This window comes from Agriterribacter humi, from assembly GCF_009192765.1.
Classification (GTDB): domain Bacteria; phylum Bacteroidota; class Bacteroidia; order Chitinophagales; family Chitinophagaceae; genus Agriterribacter; species Agriterribacter humi.
Map to the genome: position 1 here is coordinate 59,970 of NZ_VOHQ01000017.1, position 21,927 is coordinate 81,896.

The following is a 21,927-nucleotide window of genomic DNA, read 5'->3' on the forward strand; positions in this document are numbered from 1 at the left end:
GAATCAACTATTACAAACCGGAAGAAGGATGATCTTTTTTAGAGGCTGATGTTTTTTACCAATGTCTCTCTACCTCAATAAATATCGCTCCGGATCCGCCCGACTCAAAGGCTGGGATTATCGTAATGCAGGCAGCTATTTTATTACCATATGCACCAAAAACAGAACACATTTCCTGGGAGAATGTAAGGATGGTAAAATGCATTTATCGGGTATGGGTGCAATTGTTCAGGATTGTTGGTACGATATTCCGCAGCATTTTTCTAATGCGGCATTAGATGTTTTCCAGGTTATGCCTAACCATATGCATGGTATCATTTTTTTGGATGGAACATTGCCATTACGCGATGGTGATGTAGATACGTTGCATTCCTTCTACGCAGTGTGTCCTTCCGACTTTGTGGGCAAGCCAGGCACGCTGCGGAGAATCAATTTTACATCGGATGAACCTTATAAAATTATTGGCGGGCAAACAGATCGGTTCTCCTGTTTCATCCAATGGAAGCCCCCGTGCGAAGAAATAGGGAGAACATATATTGTTGTGAATTCTGTTACAGAATAGGACAAGGATAAATTTCATCCCGGTAAAACCACAGTTTCGGTAACTTTACACAAACATTTTTATTCCTTCACATCATTAAATATTGAGCATTATGGCAAAGAAAATTTTAATGCTGGCCGGCGACTTTGTAGAAGATTACGAAGTAATGGTACCTTTTCAAAGCCTGCTGTCGGTGGGCTGCGAAGTGGATGCTGTTTGTCCTGATAAAAAATCGGGCGATACGGTAGCTACCGCCATCCATGATTTTGTGGGCTTTCAAACCTATGCAGAGCTGAGAGGTCACAACTTCCAGTTGAATAAAACTTTTAGTGAGGTAAACCCCGGAGATTACGATGGACTGTACGTATGCGGTGGCAGGGCCCCTGAATATATCCGTTTGAATAAAAAAGTAATCGAAATTACCAGGCATTTTTTTGATACGGGCAAGCCGGTTGCAGCCATATGTCATGGCATTCAAATACTAACAGTGGCAGGGGTTTTACAAGACAGAACGCTTACAGCTTATCCCGCCATTGGCCCCGATATCGCCCTCGCCGGCGGAACCTATAAAGAAGTGGCCGTTAATGAAGCGGTAACAGATGGCAACCTTACCACCTCACCCGCATGGCCCGGCCACCCCGCCATTTTAAAAGAGTTTTACCGGTTGCTGGGTATTAACATTAAAACAGCCTCAGCAGTGATTGCCTGATTCATTTTAGTAATGAAACCCTGGCTATGAGCATACAGTTAAAGAAATTTGTTTGCAATCCGGAAAACAAGCTTACCTTATGCGCCCATAAAAAAATCAATACCCAAAAAGGATAGTGTTATGTATACGAATTTATTAATAGATGATTTGCGGAAGTCGTATCAAAATGAGTTTGGTAAGAGTTCAAAAGAAAGCGCCACCACTTTTACGGATTATGTAGTTCAAAAAACGGCCGTGCTTTCATTTAATGTATTAGGAAAAATTCACGAAACGCTGTTGCGCATCGAAAAAGGAGAAGAAAACGGTGTGCTGAACGGCGCTGTTTTATCCGTAAAACAGTAAAAAATATAGAGGCCCCTCGTTCGTTTTTCAATTATACCGCTTATGCGGATAGCTATGCTAATGCGGTTAGACACCTGTTGTATTAAGGCTATTCGGTCTGTTGTTCGATGCCTGACCAATTTTGTATGCTTTCTTCAAATGGTATACGAAATTTAACCCCATTATTTTGCTTTAGTTTTACCGGCAACCGGCATAGAAGGGGGCATATCCTTCCCCCTCCCCCATTTTTTATTGAGCGCGGCGCCCGTTTATAAGATAAGGCTGCCAGAAATACAGAAGCCTGCCTTATTTTGAAAGCATTCCTGCATTAATCAAAATCAAACATATCGCCTAAAAACGATTTCTTTTTATAAGGTTTTTGATGACCATACCGTTGGTTAGGATTTGTATGCTTCTGATCATAATAGCCCGGTGTTGGGTTGTATTGCTGGTTGTTTTGGGGAGCCGCTGTATTTTGCGCCACATAATCAAGCATTTTATCCAACTCACCTTTGTCGAGCCATACACCTCTGCATGAAGGGCAATAATCAATTTCAATATTGTTTCTTTCGGTCATTAAAAGTGTTTCGTTGCAATTGGGACATTTCATGTGTTTATTTTTTTTGATTTTGAACGGATACCCGGATTCTTGCCGGGATATTTCTGCGTAATGAACTTGTTTGCCATCGGCGGCATTATTATGCAATCATCATGTAGCACCGCTAAACAGCCATGCACAGCAATTAAAGTATTGGGGAGATGATTGTATTATTTATGACAAATGAAACTACCGGCAGCGCTTTAAAACAGGTGGTACAGGAAGAGCAAAGTGTAATAAGCCGGCCGTACTACCAAAGAGGAAGAAACGAGTGGATGAGCCAAAACGCTGTCATCCGCAGCAGCGGAGGAAACAGCGTATTGACCGCCTTTGTTAAAAAAGCGGCTAACCTGCTGTTTTTTGTTTGAAGAGAATGAATAGCCAATCCGCCCTTCAGTAGCATCGGATAAATGATTGGTATCTTCGGCGCCGGAATGGTTATTGTGCTGTTGCGAAAGATAAGCGCCGTTGTTGTTGGTTGCAAAAGCAGTGATAAAAGGAGCTGCTGCAAAAAAGAAATTCAAAAAAAACATAATGAACGCGGCAGTCTGCCTGCATTTAAAATCAATATGTTTCTTCAGCGACATTTTTTTAAAAAATTCAATTCAGCAAAAATATCAGAAAAAAGCCGGGCAAAATGTTATTATTTTAATAAGATCAACGGCTAACCGGTGTGCAGTGTCAACCCATAGCTGGAAGCTTACTTTATGCGCCCAATGCCTCCTTAGCATAGGCCAAACATTTTTTTGTTTCCTTTACTGCATCGGAGCCTCCAGGAATATCATACTCCAGCTCAATGCTCGCAGGAATATCATATTTTTTTTCTTTCAGGAGGGTAAGTATTTCTTTGAGCGGCGTATCACCCTGTCCCCAGGGCAGATTGTCTGCGCCATTTTCTTTTGTCTTGCGATCTTTTATATGCATGCTTGTAATCCTGTCGTGCTTTGCCTGGATAAGGGCCAATAACGTTTCTTTTGTATTATTTCCCCCGGCAGCTATATAATGGCCGCAATCGAGGTTCATAGAATTGTAAGGCGACTGGCCCAATGCCTCATCCCATGCGGTATCTGTAGCCTGGGTATGGGCGTGGTAGCCAATGTATACCTTGTGTTTTGCAGCAAGTGTTCCCAGGCGTTGGGAATGGGCAGGATCTCTGGGCAGCTCAACAGTAACGGAATTTGCTCCCAGCGCTTTGGCGGCCTTTAGTGCATATTCAATTTCCGCATCGGTATTGTTTGTGCCCAATGCACTGGGTTTGAAAGCATAAATGCTGACCCCGGCTTTTTTAAACATTTTTCTTACCTCCTTAAACTTATCCATAGAAACGCTGCTACGCCATTCTGCCACCTGGCTTTTATCAGCGGGTTTTCCTGCATAGTCTTCCACCGATTCGCCCATCAGTTCCACAGCGCTGATACCGCTATCAACAATATATTGCAGCAATTGCTCCACATTGTGAGGCATGCTCCGGTAGGAATAGGTAATTACACCGATCTGTACGCCAAAGAATTTTGAGTCTGGTACTTTACCAAACAAAAAAGATTTTGACCAGGCAGCCGAACCGCCAATCAACAAGCCCGCCGAAGCCATTGATCCTTTTAATAAAAATGAACGGCGTGAAGCATTATAAGCATTATTTTTATTTACAGACATGGCAGATTTTTTAATGTACAGTTTTCATTAAGGGTAAATATATGTCTTCGGTGAAACCTGGGAAAATTAATTTTCAGTAGCGCTGTGTTGTGTTTTTTAGTTATTGCCATTTCATCTGCAGCAAGAGGAACTGGATTGTATGGAACACCGAATTTAAGCAGGGGAAGATAGGAGAAGTGTTTTCCGAAATGTTCTTTCATTTTTTCAAATCATTTTCTGACGCCGCAAAGTGCAATCTCAATATTGAATGCCGTGGTGACAACAAACATCATAAAATGGAAGCCATCCTTTAAGCCATTGCCAAAGCCATCCGTATGGCGTAAAGCGCGATCCGCTGAGCAATTTACGGCCGAGCACTAAGGGGGTTTTGTGATAAATGGAATTGCCCGGGGCGATAAAATAATACTGAAAAGATGCAGAGCAAACGCCCTGCATCTTTTCAGTTAATAATATCATGCTAATCAAAATGCGGTTAAAGGGTTATGCAGGCTTTTGTCCCGCCCAGAATATAACAGGCACTTACGGTACTGGCACTCCAATTTGGCTCAAATGTCATTCCTCCATTGTAAAGTTCATTGCCTAATGCTCCATATACTGTTCCATTCCCGCTTAAATTAACTTTCTGAGGAGTAACTGCAACGCCTATACTGCTTTTGAAAAACTTGGTATTGTAACTGTATGCTCCCTTTAATAGGAAGTTATTCACTCCGTATAATTCACCTGCTACGTTTGCTTTAAAAATGTTAAGGTCAATATTGCCGCCTATTTTTACTCCGGCTGGTCCGGCAGTTATTTTTCCATTGGCAAAAGTGAAATTGGCGCCTGCAATCCGTATCGAATTAGATAGTTGCCCTGTCATTGTTATCCCTGCAGCATTCACGTATCCTTCCATCAACCTGCTTCTGCCGAAAACAATGCCGAGGTCGAATTCACTTTTGAAGTATATTCCAGTCTTTTTTGAAATCCTTACAATACCATTTGTGGATGGCAGTTTTACATTTCCAAAAGTTATATCAGCTGTATTCACCTTACCCTCCAACAGGAAATCATCTTTGTTGATTTTACCTTTAACGGCAACCATTCCAATATGGGGAATATCCAGGTTGCCTGCCAGTTGAACACCTTCAGCCGGGTTGCTGGATGCGCTGAAAGTCATACCTGCAGACGGTAATCTCACCCCGTTTGGCAACACAATTTCAGAGCCGGCTTTTAATTTCCCGGAAAGGGATACCCCTTCACTTGTGAGCTTACCCTTAGCTTTGGCTTCTCCAATATCAAAAGGCAGATCTACATTACCGTTATATGTTATTCCGGAATCGCTGCTGATAGTGAGATCCATTTTATTGGCAAATAGCTCAACTCCGCTGGGTAAAGTAATGTTATTGTCAACAGTACTTTTCAGATTAAACCCTTGTGGAGAAAGTTTGCCTGTTAATTCACCCCACAGGTGTAAAGGGCCAATTGCATTTACTCTTTTAACAACGAAATCTATACCATCAATGCTGATCGCAAAACTGGCACGGCCAAAATCTATTATGCCATAATATGGAACTCGCATATGAGCCTCACATTCGCTATAAACAACAATATTTTCTATTTCGGGGCCCAGACTGTAATAAAAAATCGCACCCGCGGTAGGTGGGTTATACAAGTATTTCTTTATTCCCTCGCCAAATATTTCCGACACTACTGGTATTTTTGTTTCGCCACCGTACCTAAAGAATGATGGCACCTGCCTGCTTCCCGCCTGGTTGAGTCCTGGGATTTGCCATTGCGAGGTAGCCCCTATAATATCAATATCAAAATCCTCGTTAAAGATTTCTTTCCCCACTATCTTATTCACATTGGGTAGCATGCCAAGCGCCAGTCCAATACCTTTGGCGCCGGGATCAATGCTACCGGTAAAAGAAACCATATATCCATTTTGCTCATCGTTTATAAACCAGTCTAATGCATCCTGGTAGTTTTGCTTTACGGGGCTAACAGAGGCAGGAGGAATCAATGTTGAATATGGATAGTGGATAAAAGCTTCACCTGTCATTTGCAATACGCCGGTTTCAGGTATGGGTATGCCTGCCAGCCTGAAAAATAAATGAGACGGCAACGCCTCAAAGCGGTTAAACCCAAATTTTGTTTTGAATGTTTCCGGATCAGTTACCTTAAAATCATATGGTTGTGAAAGAAATGTTCCCTGGTTAGAAATACCTATAGCCATGCTTGTAGCATCTGCATAATCAAACGCAGTACCACCTGCCGAGACCAGCTTATCACCTACTTTTTTCCAGAATGTGCTAACCAGATTGGTTGCTTCTTTTTTATTACCGCCAGGTTTCCACAATTGTGTTTTGAAGAAAACCGCGGGATCATTGGGGTCAATATATAAATCAAGGAAGTTATAAATTATTGAGTTGGCCACGCTTCTAAGCTGGTATTCACCGTCTTTACTTTGGTCAAACACGCTAAAATGCAGGTATTTTTGTTCAGCGGCAAGTGGTAAATCAGTACCGTATGCTTGTAGGTAATAACTTCCTTTTTCGTATTCGATATGGGATTTTATTTCTGTCCACAAAAAGGATGTCTTTATGTGTTTAAATATTCCGATATCAGGAAACTGGGCAATGCCAACGCCTTTAATGCTGGCAATAGAACTATCACTGTTTGTTACCACCTGAAACTCCCCTTCCCCTACATTAAATGGCAATCCCTCATCAGTTTTGGCGCTTATCGAACCGGTGAAGTTGAAGCCGTTTGTAGTTTCCACGATATTGTCTGACTCAATTTCGAAACCTCCACCTACTGTTCCCGAAACTGGAGGTATGGAGATGGTTTGCCTTGGAGGTTTAGTTACTTCCTTTTGACAGGCGCTCATTACTAAAATTCCTGATAGTATGGCATATAGCAAGGCGCTTTGAAGTGGGAAAATGGGCGATCTCATAACGTATATTTTTTAGTGAAGGGAGCGTTGGTTGTCACTTCAAAACTAATAAGCGGTATGGGCGAACACTATCACTTATGTCGCAAATGCTATAAAAGATGTCGCAAAAGAAAACTTCAGAGCCTGAAAAAGGATTTTCTTTTAATGATTAAACCTGATTAACTTTTTTAAGAGATGGAATTCCCCGGAATGTCGGAAGGCGTATATCCAAATTGTTCACGAAAACATTTGGAGAAATAAGAAGGGCTACTGAAGCCAACGATATAGGCAATTTCTGCCGGGGTGGTTGCATTTACCTTTAGCAAATCATGGGCACGGGTTAACCGGAAGGATCGGATCAACTGATTGGGCCCCTTGCCAATCAAGGCATTGAGCTTACGGTGCAATTGCGATCGGCTCATACCCATTTCATCACTTAACCGCTCTACACCAAAAAGCTCATCGCCCATATTCTCTTCCACTATTTTCATTAAACGGTTCAGAAAAACGTCGTCTATTGAGCTGCTTGCAATTTCGCTGGGTTTAAGAATGATTTGCCCACGAAATTTTTCCCGTAGTTTTTTGCGGGACTGTATAAGATTGTGAACACGGGCCAATAGCTCCCCCGAAACAAAAGGTTTGGTAAGATAGTCATCGGCCGCTGTTTGCAAGCCCTCTAATTTACTTTCAAGAGAAGCTTTGGCGGTTAAAAGGATAATGGGGATATGACTGGTTTTTTCAGCGTTTTTCAGGATTTTACAAACCTGGTAGCCATTCATTTTGGGCATCATCACGTCACTCAGGATAAGGTCCGGAATTTGTTCCCCGGCTTTTTCCACACCTGCCTCCCCATCAGCAGCTTGTATAACGGTATAGTCTTCCATCAAAATTTCTTTGATGTATTGCCTTACATCAGCATTGTCTTCAATCAAAAGAACGATAGGCTTTTGCTGATCGGGAGAAGTTCCTTCATTAAAATCGTCATTGCCGCTGATTATGGGCAAGATATTTTCTTCCTCCTGCAAAAAACTATTTTCTATTTTATCCTGCACTTTTATTCCGGCGGCTATAAAATGTTCTTTGCCCATCGGTAGCCGCAGTACCATCTCTGTTCCTTTTGTCTCCTGGCTAAAAACCTCAATGCTTCCATGGTGCAGGTCTATGAATTCCTTTGTGAGTGCCAGACCGATACCACTTCCTTCATATTCCCTTACCAGGGAGTCATCAACCTGGTAAAAACGATTAAAGATGTGTGCTACTTTATCTGCCGGTATCCCTTTCCCCGTGTCTTTTACTATTATTTGAAGCCATTCTTTCGGGTCTTTATTTTTAGCGATAGCTGGAGCTTGCACTATCACCTGGATGCGGCCGCCCGGAGGTGTAAATTTAAACGCATTGGACAGTAGATTACTCAACACTTTTTCAATTTTGTCCTGATCGAAATAAAGTATTGGTTCCCTGGCTTCCGAATTGACCAGAAGCTCAATTTGTTTGCTTTCGGCCAAGGATTGGAAAGACATGGTCACCCCTTTAATAATAGAGATAATATTTCCCGGGGCCACATTCAATTTCAAATTTCCCGATTCCAGTTTAGATAAGTCAAGCAACTGGTTTACCAAAGTCAACAACCGCCTGCCATTTTTTTTCATAATGTTAAGTTGCTGATTTAGCCTGGGGTCAGAGATCTTTTCTGACATGGTTGCAATCGGAGCCAGGATCAGGGTAAGAGGGGTTCTGAATTCATGGGTTATATTGGTAAAAAAACGGGACTGCATTTTTTCAACCGCTTGTTCTTTTTCCAGCAATTGCCGGTTTTTCTTTGTTTTAAGCCTTTGATTGTAGTAAAACAAAAAGCCCACAATTAAAATTAACCCGGCTAACGCGGCGTAGGAATCTCTCCTGAATGCAGCAGCTTTATTTTGTTGGGACAATGAAGTTATTTCCTGTTCTTTTTTTTCAGTTTCATAAGTTATTTGCAGTTCTTCAATCTGCCTCGATTTTTCAATGCTGAATAAACTGTCTTTGGTATTTACAGATTTACCGTAAAATGTATAGGCATTTTTATAGTCGCCCAATTTGAGGTAGCTGTCCGATAAATTTTGATAGCCATACCTCAGTTGATTTAATTCACCCGACTTTGCAGATAAATCAATGGCTTTCTCTGCATAGCTTTTTGAACTGTCAATTTTATTAAGCGACAGGTAGGTTTCAGACAAATTGTTGAGCGTATGTGCCAGGCTTTGTTCCATATTAAAACCGGTTTGCAACTCCAATGCCGAAAGAAGATAAGGCAATGATTCATTTAATTGTCCCTGCTGCCGTAACGTGCTCCCGATATTGCCCAACAAGACAGCTTCATCTTTTTTAAATTTAAGTTTTCTGGAAATCTCAATCGCTTCATTAAAATAAAGCAGGGCTTTAGTAAACGCCTTCTTTTTTTGACATACCACACCTATATTTAACAGGTTGATCATAATGCCCTGATCATCATTGTTCTTTCGATCTATATCCAACGCCTTGAAAAAGTAATTTTGAGCATCATCGTATTTACCGGAAAGTTGAAAAACCATCCCAATATTGGTAAAGCATATTGAAATAGCTCTTTGATCCTGTAATGCTTCCCGGATGGCGAGCGACTGAAAATAATATTCCAATGATTTATTATAGTTGCCCAACTTTTGATAGGTAATGCCCAGGTGGTTGTAACCTTGAAAAAGTATTTTTTGCAAGTCGTTTTTTTTTGCAAGGCTCAAAGATGCATTGACATGTTCAATGGACTTTTGAGGCTCGCCTGAAATGCCATAATAATTCCCCAAATGCAATAAACCCATACTTGTTAAGGTAGGATCATTTATTTTTTTTGAAAGGCCAAGCCCATTTTCAAGGTTCAATAAAGCGGTTTTGTTTTCGCCCATTTCCATATAGGTCTGGCCAAGATTATAATAGCTTTTTATTTGTCCCTGTTTATCGTTTAAGGTTTTTGATAGCGCTAAGGCTTTTTCAGCGAAATCTATTGATTTATCAGGTGCTATAAAGCTGTATTGGTAAGACAGCGCATTGAACAGCTCTATTTTGGATTGGCCTTTTGCTTTTTTCATCTCTCTGGTAAGGCTGTCAATTTGGTGGGTCTGCGCATCACTGTATAAGCAGGCAATTGACAACAGAAAAATCAAAAACAATTTCATGATAAGTGATTTATAACCCGGAAAAGGAAATCCTTATAAAGATAAAAAACAGGATGGTTTGAAAATTAATAAATGTTGCGCCGGGATCTTAATGAAAAATATGTGAGCGGCTAAGAGCCCTCATGATATTGAAGCTCATCGCTTACAAATGAATGTATCTCCATTCCCCGGGTTAATGAGGTATTTGTTGGTTGGATCGTGAAGGTCTCCTGCAGGACGATTGGTTTCATTTTTAATTAATTATCACTAACTACCCTTTTTTGTTTTATATTAGAATATCATTTCACTATAGTATCATTTTATGAAAAAATATATTGTAACCTTATTGCAACTCTTCGCTATAATGCTTTTAACCGTATCCTCAATACAGGCGCAGCGCTGGATCAGTTTGTTTAATGGTAAAAACTTAGAGGGCTGGCATATTTTACCGGGTGGTGAATGGAAAGTACAGGATGGTATAATAGCAGGTACAAGTACGGCTGCAGAACCGAAGCACGGCTTACTGGTATCGGACAGTGTTTTCGCTGATTTTGAAATTGAAATTTCTTACAAGGCCGTTAAAGGCAATAGCGGACTATACTTCAGGGCGCAGGAAGTGGAAGATGCGGTGGGTGTATATGGTTTCCAGGCCGAAATAGACCCCGACAAAGATGCCGGCGGATTATATGAAACCGGTGGCAGAGCCTGGGTGGTACAACCCACTGCAGCAGCAGTAAAAAAATGGTACCTGCCCGGCAAATGGAATAAGATGAAAGTTCGTGCCGTAGGTAAAGAAATAACGGTATGGGTTAACGGAAAACAAACTGCTCATCTCACCAACGACCCCGGAAGAACCGCCGGGCGCATTGCCCTGCAATTACATGGCGGTATGGATATGGAGGTTTATTTCAGGGAAGTGCGGATAAGGATGTTAGAAGGAAAATGAATGCGGCAACCATTATTAGGAACGATACCGGTATGATTATAGCAGCAATGCAATTGCGTTTTCCTTTTTATCGCATTAATATTGAAACAACTTCAAATGGCTGTTATTGATTCCAATAAGCAGGGCTTTCTTATCACCCGAAAGCTTAACCGGCTGTATGCTTCTTATTTCACCCTGCACGCTGCTTAATAAATCCGGCAATGGCAGTACCACCTTAAATTCTCCTTTGCCATCACCCAGGTAAAGAGTAAGCGGCATGGCATCATAACGTCCTTCATACGGCCTGGTTCCATAAAAATTACCTCCCGCAAGAAAATCCACTTTCCCATCGTGATTAAAATCTCCGGTTGCAAAAGCATATACAGGAGCCCATTGTGCTGCCATGGGCAGGGGCGTCATATTATACTGCCCTTTGCCATCATTGATAAGCACAACCGAAGCAAAAGTGGTGGCGGTAAATACAGTTGCCTCTTCCAGTTTTTTTCCAAAAATCGCTTCAACAGTTTGCCCGGCCATTTCCCCATATTTTAAAAACGTATTTTTTAGATAAGGCAATTGGTTTTCCAGGTCTTCTTTATTCAAAAAAGGATAATATTTTTTTTCTTTGGCCACTGCCAGAATTTGGTGATCACGCCCAGTATTATTGAAATCTATACTGAACATTTTTAAAGGATAATCAGTACTGCCCGTTATCTTGCTGTTAAGTCCATAATTACCCAGCAATATATCATCAAAACCATCACCATTAAGGTCTGCAGTTTTAACAGAACACCACCACCCCTTTAAATCCTCGTCATTACTTGTTAAACCCGCCTTCTTTAACTTACCGTGATCATTTTTAAATAAAATGGGCGGCATCCATTCTCCAATTACCACAAGGTCGGCCCATCCGTCTTTATCCGTATCTGTCCAGCTTGCATCAGTAACCATCCCAAGTTGCCGCAGCTCTTCTGTTATCCCTGCTTCAGCAAAGTTGAATTCCCCTTTACCATTGTTGATTAAAAGATATGAGGCTGGTATTTTACTATAATTTCGGGAGAAGGACCGGCCACCAACAAAAATATCCAAATCACCATCATGATCCATATCTGCTGCACATACCACCGATTTGTTTTCATTCATTGCAGGCAGTCCATCAATAAAGCTGAAATGCCCCTTTCCGTCATTCATATACAATTTGTCATTCAGCAAAGGAGTAATCCCCGTATAAACATTTCCCCCGCTTACAACATATAAGTCCAGGTCGCCATCATTATCAGCATCAAAAAAAGCAGCGTTTACTTCTTCGCAGGCTTTATTGGCTATAAAAGCAGCGCTATCGGGTGAAGGTTTGAAACTTCCGTTTTTTTGCTGTAAAAAAATAGCTCCTGCCTGATTTTTTGCACCGCAAACAAAAAAATCTTCCAGCCCGTCATTATTTACATCCCCTGTAGCAATTTGGGGCCCTTCCGTAGACAATTGATGAGGTATAAACCACTGGTCATTAAAATCAAAATAATGGTCTTCTTCGTGTTTGAAATTATTACCCAGTTGCGCGGTTATATCTGTAAACCCGGAATTATCTGTAGTGTTCAAAAGTTTGTTGATGAATACCGGGTAGTTGAGAATCGTATCACTGTTGTTACGGTCGTAAGCGATATCCATTATTTTATCAACAGTAATATTTTTCAGGGTTTGAAAAGTATTATCGGGCCAGATGATTATCATACTATCTGCCTTATTGCTTTTTCCCAATCCAAAATTCAATAAAAAATCTCCACTGCTCATAAAACCTTTAACCGTTTGTAGCTCCTTATATAAAACCTGCTGATCATTAAAAAGAAAAACTTTGGCTCCAATGGCAAAACCATTAGGGCTTTTCCCTTTCAGCCTGAAACTTGTATAATGATTGCCCGGTAATTTTTCACGTGTATTATTTTTATAGATGCCGGCGGGTTCATTCATATTGTTGGTAACAATATCCAGGTCGCCGTCTCCATCTAAATCTGCATACATAGCTCCCTGTGAAAGGGATGCTTTTTCAAAACCCCAGGCAAAGGACTGATCATTAAATTTTAAATCTGCAGCCCCTTCAAAGATATAATTGTGCCATGCGCCCTCCGGCATGTGCTCCAGTATTAACCTGTCATTTGCTTTGGGATTGATTCCCGGTTTATTTTTGGGCAACCCGGAAATAAACTTTATGTAATCCAGGTCATTTGGCCGTTTTTTTATACCGTTGGAAACAAATATATCGGCATAACCATCCAGGTTATAATCAGCTATTAATGGCGCCCAGCTCCAGTCTGTAGCCGCTACGCCGCTGTAAAGGGCAACATCTGCAAACTTCTTTCCCCGGCCAATATTAATTTGTAAACAATTGCGGGCATACTGGTAGGAGTAGCCGAATGTTCGCAGATAAGTGTAAGTATCCAATGGACCGTCTCCCATGGAGGATTTCAATACTTTTTCATCAGCAGGCAACATGTCAGCAGTTATGATATCCGGCCATCCATCATTGTTGATGTCTGCAATATCATTGCCCATTGAAAATGTTGATTCATGACCAAAGGCTTCCCTATTCATTTCTTTGAAACTGCCGTTACCCTGGTTTATATAGTAATAGTCATTCTCGTGAAAGTCGTTGCTCACGTAAATGTCATCATACCCGTCGTGATTAACATCGGCAACTGCAACCCCCAATCCATATCCCAGCGCACTGCTAATGATGCCCGATTCCTTTGTTACATTGGTAAAATGGTTACCATCATTCCTGAAGAGTTTTCCGCCGCTTACTTCACTGTATTTATCGCGAAGGGTGGCAGGCCCATAAGCATCGGGCTGATGAGTAGAATGTTGCAATTGAAAAAGGTCAAGGTCTCCATCTTTATCATAATCAAAAAAAACAGCCTGCGTGTTATATCCCTCTATTGCAATACCCCATTTTGCTGCACTTTCGGTAAAGCTGTTGTCATGATTATTGATGAATAGCTGGTTCCTGGAATTTTTAAAATAACTATGGGGCGGCGCATTTTTGAGATGTGGATCATGATTAGAAACGGTAGACACATAAATATCCAGGTATCCATCGCCATTGATATCGGCCATCGTTACACCGGTAGTCCAATCCGCTTTTCCCGCTACTCCTGCAGTTGCAGTAATATCTTCGAATTTTAAATTGCCTTTATTTAAATATAATTTGTTTCCTCCGGTATTGGATGCAAAATATATATCGGGCAGCCCGTCGTTATTAATATCGGCAACAGCAATGCCCGCACCGTTATAATAGTACAGGTAATCTATAATGCTTAAGGTATCTGTATCAATATTGGTATTTTCAAAATCAATACCTGTTTCCGAAGATGTTAATGGAGTAAATAATGTATCCTTAGGTTTTGAACAGGAATATATCAGCAATAGAAAAAGTGACGAAAAAAAACAATACACTGCAGATGATGATACTTTAAAAGAATCTGATTTCATAAAATAAATATAAATAGACAAACTTCTCCAACCGGTATTCACCGCCATGATTATTCCTGTTTTTCAAGAGATATTTTATACGGTCTCTTAGTTATTTAAAATAAAATATCAGATTTGTAATTTATGTCTTGCTTCCAATACTAATCAGGGATTTATTGTCCTTTTAAATCTGATGTATTTCCAAGATAGGTTTTGCATTTTAATAATGTCCTGAAAACAAGAAATAGCAACCTAAGCTGCTACTTCTTTTATAAAATATTTACAACCTTATCAGTATCCCGGATTTTGTTCAATTTTAGGATTAGATAAAATTACTGCGGAAGGTATAGGCAAAAGGTAAGTATGCTTATCCGCGTCATCGGCCGCTTTTACCGGGATTGTTCTGGGTTTGAGAAAATGACCAAACCGAATCATATCCTGCCTTCTCACCATTTCCCAGGCCAATTCCCTCGCTCTTTCAGCATATAGGTTATCCAGGGTAAGGTCTGCCGGACCCCAGTCGTAACTGGTATTTCCTGAGTAAGCACGGCGGCGAACCATGTTTACATTGGCAAGCGCATCTTCCAGGTTTACATTTGAACGAAGCTCTGCTTCTGCCTTCATCAAAAGGACATCGGCATAGCGGAAAAGAGGTACATCATTGCTGATGTTATCACCCACATTTCCACCTGGTTCCGGCCAATATTTGATATTCCTCAACCCGGCCAATCTAAAATATGGCGCAGGATTGGAAATTAAATACATCGTATCGAAATACGAAAGCGGAAGTCCCGACTGGTCATCATAAATCATTAACGCACCGGGGTTAGAAGGCCCAACTCCTACTTTATCTGTATTGCTGCTTGAATACAGGATATCCTGGTGAGGCGGATAATTAATTCCATTCACATATTGCTGGCCTTTTAGAAACTGGCCGGAGCGTTGGTCATTAAATGTCCGGTAAACATTGGTATTGCCGTTAACAACTCTTGTTTGATAAACTGAAGTGGTATCGTAAAAATCATAAAATGGTTTGGTGGTGCTCATGCCATTGTTGCCCATGCCACTTTGGCCAAACGTAAAAAAAGCATTATTAGCCATGATGGATGCTACATTGATATAATTACCACTTCCCGAAGGCACTACTCCTGCTTTATAAGGAACAACAAAAATGTTTTCCGTTGATGTTTCCTGAATTACATCCCTAAAATTATCATAGTAATTACTCATTAACGAAAAATTACCGGCTTGTATAGCTTCGCACTGTGCTATACATTCGGCCCATCTTGGCGTGCCAGTGTATATTTCAGCATTCAAATACAGTTTTGCAAGTATGCTAAGCGCAAAATACTTGTTGACTTTACCATAAGTTGTAACATCATGTGAAGTAGAAAGAACAGGTAAAGCATCCGTAAGCACTGCTACAAGTGAATCATACACCTGCACCCGGGGAATGGTTGCCACGGTATTGGGGTCCTGCTTAAAATTGGTAACGTAGGGAACGTTTCCGAAAAGATCTAAGGCATGATAATAGAAATAGGATCTTAGTACTTTCATCTCGGCAAGGTCAGCTTCCAGGGTAGCAGGTGCAGGATCAAGCGTGTTTAGTGTATATATGATATAGTTACACTTACCTACTCCGTTATAAATATCTCCCCATGCCCAGCTAACTGTACCTGCATCTGCGGTTTCAATATGGTTCCATATATTAGTCCACATACCGCCGTCGCCCCAGTCTCCACCACGGGTAGGCGTAATCATTTCATCGGAGGAAATCTCATGTTCCCAGTAAATGCCGGAGTTTCCTCCCATTACCTGCAATGCGGCATATGCCGGCGACTTACCCGCGGCAATCTGGGCTGGGGTTTGCCAGAAATTATCATTTACGATCTGGCTGTATACTTTAGAATCAAGTTTAACACAGCGCAGCCCGGTAAGTGATAATATAAGCATCACAAAAAGCGATATATTAAATTTTATTTTTTCCATGTTTCTTAAGAATTTATATAAGGTTCAAAATTTATTCACCCGGAATTTGCTCTATTTGAAAGAGATATTTAAACCTACTGTGAGTGAACGGGATTTTGGATAAAAACCTCCTCCTCCATTATAAGTTAAGTCAATAAATGCCGGTGTTGCCTGGTTATCAACTGTTGCAATTTCAGGATCCAAACCTTTGTAAGGTGTTATCACAAAAAGATTATTTCCCGAAAGGTATAAACGCAGGCTTTCAATGCCCTTTATTTTTGGAAGGCTATACGATAAGGTCATGCTTTCGAGCCTCATGTAAGAGGCATTTTCAAGCCAGTAATCAGAAGGCGTGGGATTATCTTTTAAACCACTGGTTACCGCTTCTTTCAAAGTATTTACAGAAGGCAAATTGTTGTAGTTGGCCAGGTTCAGATTGGTATTGTTAAATATTTTTATACCGGAAACTCCGCGAAGAAATACATTTAACGACCAGCTTTTATATTCGAAATTGGTTGTAAAACCGTAAGTAAACTTTGGGTAAGGGTCGATATACCTGTTTTTGGCATCTAAATAATTAGTTGTGGTACCTCCATCCTCTGTCTCAAAGGTCGACAATCCATCGTCTGTTTTTCCCACGTAATGAGGCAGATAAAAAGTATAAGGTGATTTACCAACGACTAAAAAAGTAATAGGATTAGAACTTAATCCACGGCCGCTCGCCGATCCAACAGCGATATTATCTGACGCTAATTTTTGTCCGTTCCATGTTCCGGAAAGACTGGTTATTTTGGTATTGATAGTAGTAATTTGTCCGCCCACTGACCAGCTAATATCCTTTGATTGTATGATTTCACCATTCAGTTGCAACTCCACTCCTTTATTGGCAAGACTTCCAACATTAGCCAGTACATTAGGAACAAAATTTGGTGGTACCTGAACAGCATAATTGTACAACAAATGCCTGGTCTTGTCATTAAATGCACTAAATGATCCTGTCACCCGGTTTCCCAAAATTGCAAAATCAAGCCCAATATTTTTACCATGTCTTTCTTCCCAAACAAGATCCGGGTTGGGATTCTGGTTGGGAGAAAACCCTACAGGAAAAGGATTGATTGTGTTGGTAGGATCGTAGGTAACACCTCCACTACTTAAAGTAGTTAGTGTATTATAAGCACTAATGGCATCCTGGTTGCCTACCACACCATATCCTGCATTAATTTTTAGTTCATCCAGCCATGCTACATCCTTCAGGAAAGATTCACTTTTTAAACGCCAGGCGGCCGAAACAGATGGAAAATTACCCCACTTGTGATTGATACCGAATTTAGAGGAACCGTCCCTGCGCACACTGGCCGTGATATAGTATTTTGAATCGTAGTTGTACGTTAACCTGCCTAAGAACGAAATAATTTTATATTCTTCTTTATAGGAATTTATAACATTCAGGCTTGAGTTACCATTCTGCAGTGCATTATTGGTATTGGCATCTACAACATAATCCTTACCCGAAGCGCTATAGAGATCAAAAGAATAATAATTATATTCATATACTCCGGTGGCAGTAAAATTATGTTTCCCAATATTTTTCAGGTAGTTTACATGCATATCACCTTTTTTTGAATCGCGGTTGGAAGACGATTTTGTTGCACTATTCAAATTATTCCAACCCGGAATTACAGGCAGGTAGTAATCACCCTGCGTATTAAATTTGGTAAGTGAACCTGTAACCCCAACTGATAAGTCATTAAGTAATTTATAATTAACGGTTGCATATTCCTGGGTTAAATGCTCTTTTGCCTTATTGGTTACCATATTCTGCATTAAAACAGGGCTTTGATAATTATATTGATAAACGGGGTTATCAATACCATCGGCGTTTTTAATACGTATATAAGGGGGCATTACATAAGCCCAGTTAAAAATATTCCTGCTCACCAGATCTCTGTTGGTATTGGTATTTACAATGCCCACCTGTATATCCAGTTTATCATTCAAAGCTTTTTGCTGCGCGTTAAAACGCAAACCAATCTGTTCCTTTCCTGTATTGATGACAATACCCTCCTGGTTTAAATAGCTTGCGGAACCACGGTAATTGAATTTATCTGTTCCACCACTAATACCTACGGTATGATTGTGGGCAAAGCCTTTACGCAAAATGGCCCCTACCCAATCATTGGTTGTACCAGGACTGCTATTTGCAGTTTCAAGCAATGCCGGATCCTGTCCAAGTATAACTGCCTCTTTCAAAAATTCAGGAGTATTTAATAACCTGGGCGTTTTAGCCACTTTTGAAAAAGAGGAATAACCAGAATAATCAACCTGCATGCGCCCATCACGGCCTTTCCGGGTATTAATGATGATTACACCATTGGCACCACGTGAGCCATAGATTGAGGTGGCAGAAGCATCTTTTAATACATCATAAGAAAGAACATCACCCGGCGGTATATTTGAAATCTGGTTGATATCATCCATTATAACTCCGTCTACCACTACTAAAGGGCTTTGCCCACCTGATAAAGATGTTTGCCCGCGTAGCCTGATAACAACCGGTGAATTAGGATCACCATCAATTTTTGTAATTACAAGTCCGGGAACCTTGCCCTGAATCTGGTCCATGGGATTGGTAACCAGGCCAAGCGTAAAGTCCTTTGCTGAAATACTGGATACCGCACCGGTAACATCTTTCCTGCGCGCACTACCATATCCAACCACAACTACATCGGTGAGATTGGATGAAGATGCTGATAATATAATAGTACCTATATTGGTTCTTCCTTCTACTTTTACTGATTGACTTTCATAGCCAACATAACTGAAAGTAAGGGTGGCATTGTCCTCTACATCCAGCGAAAATTCTCCCATCTCATTGGTAGTAGCGCCTTTGTCACTTTTATTTACGCTAATACTTACATTGGGCAAGGGTTCCCCTTTGCTATCGGTAACTTTTCCTTTAACCGTAATTATTTTCTGATCGAAAAAGGGGCTGTTAATAACCACCAGGTTATTGCCCATCATTTTAAAACTGAGCCCTGTGTTTTCAAGGAGTTTGCCAAGTAGCTTGTCCAGTGGCATTGCTTTTGCGTCAATAGTCACTCTTTTGTTTTCAGGCAATATCATATTGCTGAAAACGAAGCGATAACTACTTTTTTTCTCAACCTCTTTAAGGGCCTTTGATAAATCAACATTGTTCAGTTTTACCGTAAGCATTTCCTGTGAAAATGTTTTGGCGGAAAGCTGAAGACTTGTAAGTAAAATAACTAAAACACTAAGTTTCATAAGCAGAAACGCTTTTAATACTCCGCATCTCAGCGGAGATGGATTAAGGGATTTGTTTTTTTTCATACCTTAGTTATGGTTTTAACTGTTAAAAAAGGAAACAGGCGCAAACTTCAATTAAGTTCCTGTTTCTGCAATTAGACCAGGGGGGAATGTGTTCAGCATTCCCTCCTTTTATTCAGAAAGCGTTATTGCATTATTTTCTATAACATAATGGAAAGGATAAGAGAGTTGCAGGGCCTGTAGCACCTGCTCAATCGTTTCATCCTCAAATGCTGCCGAAAACCTGTAATTAGCCACTTTACTATCTTTAAAATTGATTTTTACACTATAAATCCGTTCCAGGTCAGTCTTTATTGCCGAGAATTTTTTATTATAGATGTCAAACCTGTTATATATCCATGCCGTTTCTACTATTGAGCTATCACTACTGTTTACAGTAAGCGGAATAATCGTTGGAACTTGTTCCAGCGCCCTGATATGTGGCTGGTTGTTCTTTTTTCCGGATAGGGCATCCCGTGGTGTTTCATTATTGGGTATGATCGCCTTTTCATTCGGCTTTAAAAAAAAGTTACTATGCTCTTTGTTTTTTATAACAACCTCTACACTGCCGCGGATAAGTGAAGTTTCCTGTGTTTGATCTTCAGGATAAGCCTTAATATTAAACAGGGTGCCCAAAACTTTTACATTAAAAGACGGCATGGTAACAGTAAAAGGTATCTTTTTGTTATGAACTACATCAAAAAGCGCTTCACCTGTCAGGTATACAGTACGGTTAGTTATACCAAAACCTTCCCCTGTTTTCAATGTTGACATTGCATTTAAAATCACTTTTGAACTATCAGGCAGCCAGATTACTTTCTTTTCGCGGTAATTCGTTTGATATACCACTGCAGAAGGAGTTGTTGCAGCGGGTTGTTGTGTTATTTGCGTGCTTTCACTGAGCTTGACGGGCCAAAAAAATAAAAAGAGCCCGGTTAACACCGCAACAGCCGCTGCAGCATAACCTATATATTTTCGAAATGCATATTTAGGTGCTGCCGGCCTTTGCTCCGCATAGAACAAGTTCTGCTTTTCTTCAGTATTATATTTTAGCAATACAGCGGCCTTTAATTCAGATAATGCAAGGTCATATTGCTGTTCCCGTAACATTTCTGAAATTCCAAGCACTATATTCCTTGCCTGATCAACATTATTCTTTTGATCAGGAAATAATAGAAGGTAATTTTCCCACTGGTTAATATCCTCCTGATTTCTTCGGTAGCAGTAGCTAATAAAAGAATCATTGACAACCAACTCCTCCACTATATGGGTGTTTTGCATACGAATAAAACTTTACCACACTAAGACGGAAAAAGTCAGAGATTTTACCAACCCTTTTTCTATTTTCCTGTAAATAGTAAAAAGATTATCAAAAAAAGCGAAGAAAAGGAGGTGCTTGGAATAGCCTGGTACTGGAGTAGGCCCTTTCTTAATACTTTTAAGCCTTCAAATAAATTATTGTACACGCTTCGGGTAGATAAAGTCGTTCTTTCCGCAATTTGTTCCGTAGTTAAGCCTTCATAGAATTTCAAATGAATTACTTTTTGACAACGGAGAGGCAATTTTTCATACAGCAATTTTATTCTGCCTGCCATTTCCATTACATCCTGAGCCCGGTCTCTCATTTCATCAATACCCGGCTCATACGATACGTCGGATGCCATAAGCTTATGCACCCATTGCTGTTTTTTATTTTTTCTGCCGCTGTCAATGAGTTTTCTGCGAAAAGTAGTACTGAGGTAGGCTTTATGGTTAGAAACAGTATTGAACTGAACCCGCTGATCAATGAGGTCAAGAAACATCTGGTTGATAATATCTTTAAGATCTTCGCGACTCCAGCCAAACCTTAGACCAATATTAATAAGATGATCAAAATATTTGCCATGCAAACTATAAAGCATTTGCACCTGGCTGCTGGACTCATTATCATCGTTATTTATAAGCAATTGTGGGATTTTGGTTTGGTAAATTAGTTTTTCCAAAAAACTAATCCATTGGAAAGATAACCAAATAACAATTATTTCAAAAAAATATATGGATACACGTAGTTTAGAACCAGGCGCCGGCTTTAATGACATTAACCGTGTCAGTCCGTAATCAATAGCCGCTCTTCATTCAAATCATAACTTGTATTATATATAGCGGCCACACATAGAAAGATATTTTTACAAATCCTGTTGCAGATTAAGCATAAGCAGCTCATTAATGATATTATTTATAGGCTTTGTGTGTAGGATCAAAATTATTCATCCCATTTTAGTAGAACATCTGCAACACTCTGATGTGCTTGTTCGCTAAAAAGAATGCCAGGGTATCGTCGTTCAGTTTATCTTTTTGGGTAAAGCTCC

The 21,927-nt window shown here is 40.4% G+C and carries 16 protein-coding genes; 5 read left to right on the forward strand and 11 right to left on the reverse strand.

The window, feature by feature from the left end; translation table 11 throughout:
* Positions 1-61 precede the first annotated feature (61 nt).
* From FRX45_RS23400 to FRX45_RS20945, 3 genes are all read left to right on the forward strand, one after another.
* Positions 62-562 carry a transposase gene (locus tag FRX45_RS23400; protein ID WP_193311798.1) on the forward strand — a complete coding sequence of 167 codons (501 nt, stop codon included), beginning with the start codon at positions 62-64 and terminating at the stop codon, positions 560-562.
* Positions 563-653: 91 nt separating this feature from the next.
* A complete protein-coding gene (locus tag FRX45_RS20940) occupies positions 654-1,250 on the forward strand; it encodes a DJ-1/PfpI family protein (RefSeq protein ID WP_152270441.1) in 597 nt (198 codons plus the stop codon).
* A 120-nt stretch (positions 1,251-1,370) separates the two neighbouring features.
* Positions 1,371-1,592, forward strand: coding sequence for a hypothetical protein (locus FRX45_RS20945; RefSeq protein WP_152270442.1), 222 nt, complete (start codon positions 1,371-1,373; stop codon positions 1,590-1,592).
* 307 nt (positions 1,593-1,899) lie between these two features.
* On the opposite strand, the gene FRX45_RS20950 is transcribed toward FRX45_RS20945, so the two are convergent.
* The 3 genes from FRX45_RS20950 to FRX45_RS20960 all read right to left on the reverse strand — a co-directional run bounded on the left by FRX45_RS20950 (position 1,900) and on the right by FRX45_RS20960 (position 3,822).
* A complete protein-coding gene (locus tag FRX45_RS20950) occupies positions 1,900-2,181 on the reverse strand; it encodes a TFIIB-type zinc ribbon-containing protein (protein ID WP_152270443.1) in 282 nt (93 codons plus the stop codon).
* Positions 2,182-2,372: 191 nt separating this feature from the next.
* On the reverse strand, positions 2,373-2,756 hold the full coding sequence (locus FRX45_RS20955; protein WP_152270444.1) for a hypothetical protein: 384 nt from the start codon (positions 2,754-2,756) through the stop codon (positions 2,373-2,375).
* Positions 2,757-2,874: 118 nt separating this feature from the next.
* Complete coding sequence (locus FRX45_RS20960; RefSeq protein ID WP_152270445.1) at positions 2,875-3,822, reverse strand: sugar phosphate isomerase/epimerase family protein; 948 nt, start codon at positions 3,820-3,822, stop codon at positions 2,875-2,877.
* A gap of 176 nt (positions 3,823-3,998) precedes the next feature.
* Between FRX45_RS20960 and FRX45_RS23755 the strand changes: the two genes are divergently transcribed.
* Complete coding sequence (locus FRX45_RS23755; protein ID WP_262884223.1) at positions 3,999-4,115, forward strand: hypothetical protein; 117 nt, start codon at positions 3,999-4,001, stop codon at positions 4,113-4,115.
* Here the strand turns inward: FRX45_RS23755 and FRX45_RS23655 are convergent.
* From FRX45_RS23655 to FRX45_RS20975, 3 genes are all read right to left on the reverse strand, one after another.
* Entirely contained in the window at positions 4,060-4,278 is a 219-nt protein-coding gene (locus FRX45_RS23655; RefSeq protein WP_226805499.1) for a hypothetical protein, read from the reverse strand. The genes FRX45_RS23755 and FRX45_RS23655 overlap by 56 nt on opposite strands.
* Positions 4,279-4,294: 16 nt before the next feature.
* Complete coding sequence (locus FRX45_RS20970) at positions 4,295-6,757, reverse strand: translocation/assembly module TamB domain-containing protein (RefSeq protein ID WP_152270446.1); 2,463 nt, start codon at positions 6,755-6,757, stop codon at positions 4,295-4,297.
* Between the two features lie 167 nt (positions 6,758-6,924).
* Complete coding sequence (locus FRX45_RS20975; protein WP_152270447.1) at positions 6,925-9,921, reverse strand: hybrid sensor histidine kinase/response regulator transcription factor; 2,997 nt, start codon at positions 9,919-9,921, stop codon at positions 6,925-6,927.
* A gap of 301 nt (positions 9,922-10,222) precedes the next feature.
* Between FRX45_RS20975 and FRX45_RS20980 the strand changes: the two genes are divergently transcribed.
* Positions 10,223-10,846, forward strand: a complete 624-nt coding sequence (locus tag FRX45_RS20980) for a 3-keto-disaccharide hydrolase (protein ID WP_152270448.1) — start codon at positions 10,223-10,225, stop codon at positions 10,844-10,846.
* 75 nt (positions 10,847-10,921) lie between these two features.
* Here the strand turns inward: FRX45_RS20980 and FRX45_RS20985 are convergent, their stop codons facing one another.
* From FRX45_RS20985 to FRX45_RS21005, 5 genes are all read right to left on the reverse strand, one after another.
* Positions 10,922-14,308 carry a VCBS repeat-containing protein gene (locus FRX45_RS20985; protein WP_193311799.1) on the reverse strand — a complete coding sequence of 1,129 codons (3,387 nt, stop codon included), beginning with the start codon at positions 14,306-14,308 and terminating at the stop codon, positions 10,922-10,924.
* A 270-nt stretch (positions 14,309-14,578) separates the two neighbouring features.
* Positions 14,579-16,276 (reverse strand): RagB/SusD family nutrient uptake outer membrane protein, encoded by a 1,698-nt coding sequence (locus tag FRX45_RS20990; protein ID WP_152270450.1) that lies wholly within the window; start codon positions 16,274-16,276, stop codon positions 14,579-14,581.
* A 51-nt stretch (positions 16,277-16,327) separates the two neighbouring features.
* The gene (locus FRX45_RS20995; protein ID WP_152270451.1) at positions 16,328-19,603 is read right to left on the reverse strand and encodes a SusC/RagA family TonB-linked outer membrane protein; all 3,276 of its coding nucleotides are present in this window, start codon (positions 19,601-19,603) and stop codon (positions 16,328-16,330) included.
* Between the two features lie 108 nt (positions 19,604-19,711).
* On the reverse strand, positions 19,712-20,860 hold the full coding sequence (locus tag FRX45_RS21000; protein WP_152270452.1) for a FecR family protein: 1,149 nt from the start codon (positions 20,858-20,860) through the stop codon (positions 19,712-19,714).
* A gap of 59 nt (positions 20,861-20,919) precedes the next feature.
* Positions 20,920-21,525 carry an RNA polymerase sigma factor gene (locus FRX45_RS21005; protein WP_193311800.1) on the reverse strand — a complete coding sequence of 202 codons (606 nt, stop codon included), beginning with the start codon at positions 21,523-21,525 and terminating at the stop codon, positions 20,920-20,922.
* Positions 21,526-21,927: the final 402 nt, after the last annotated feature.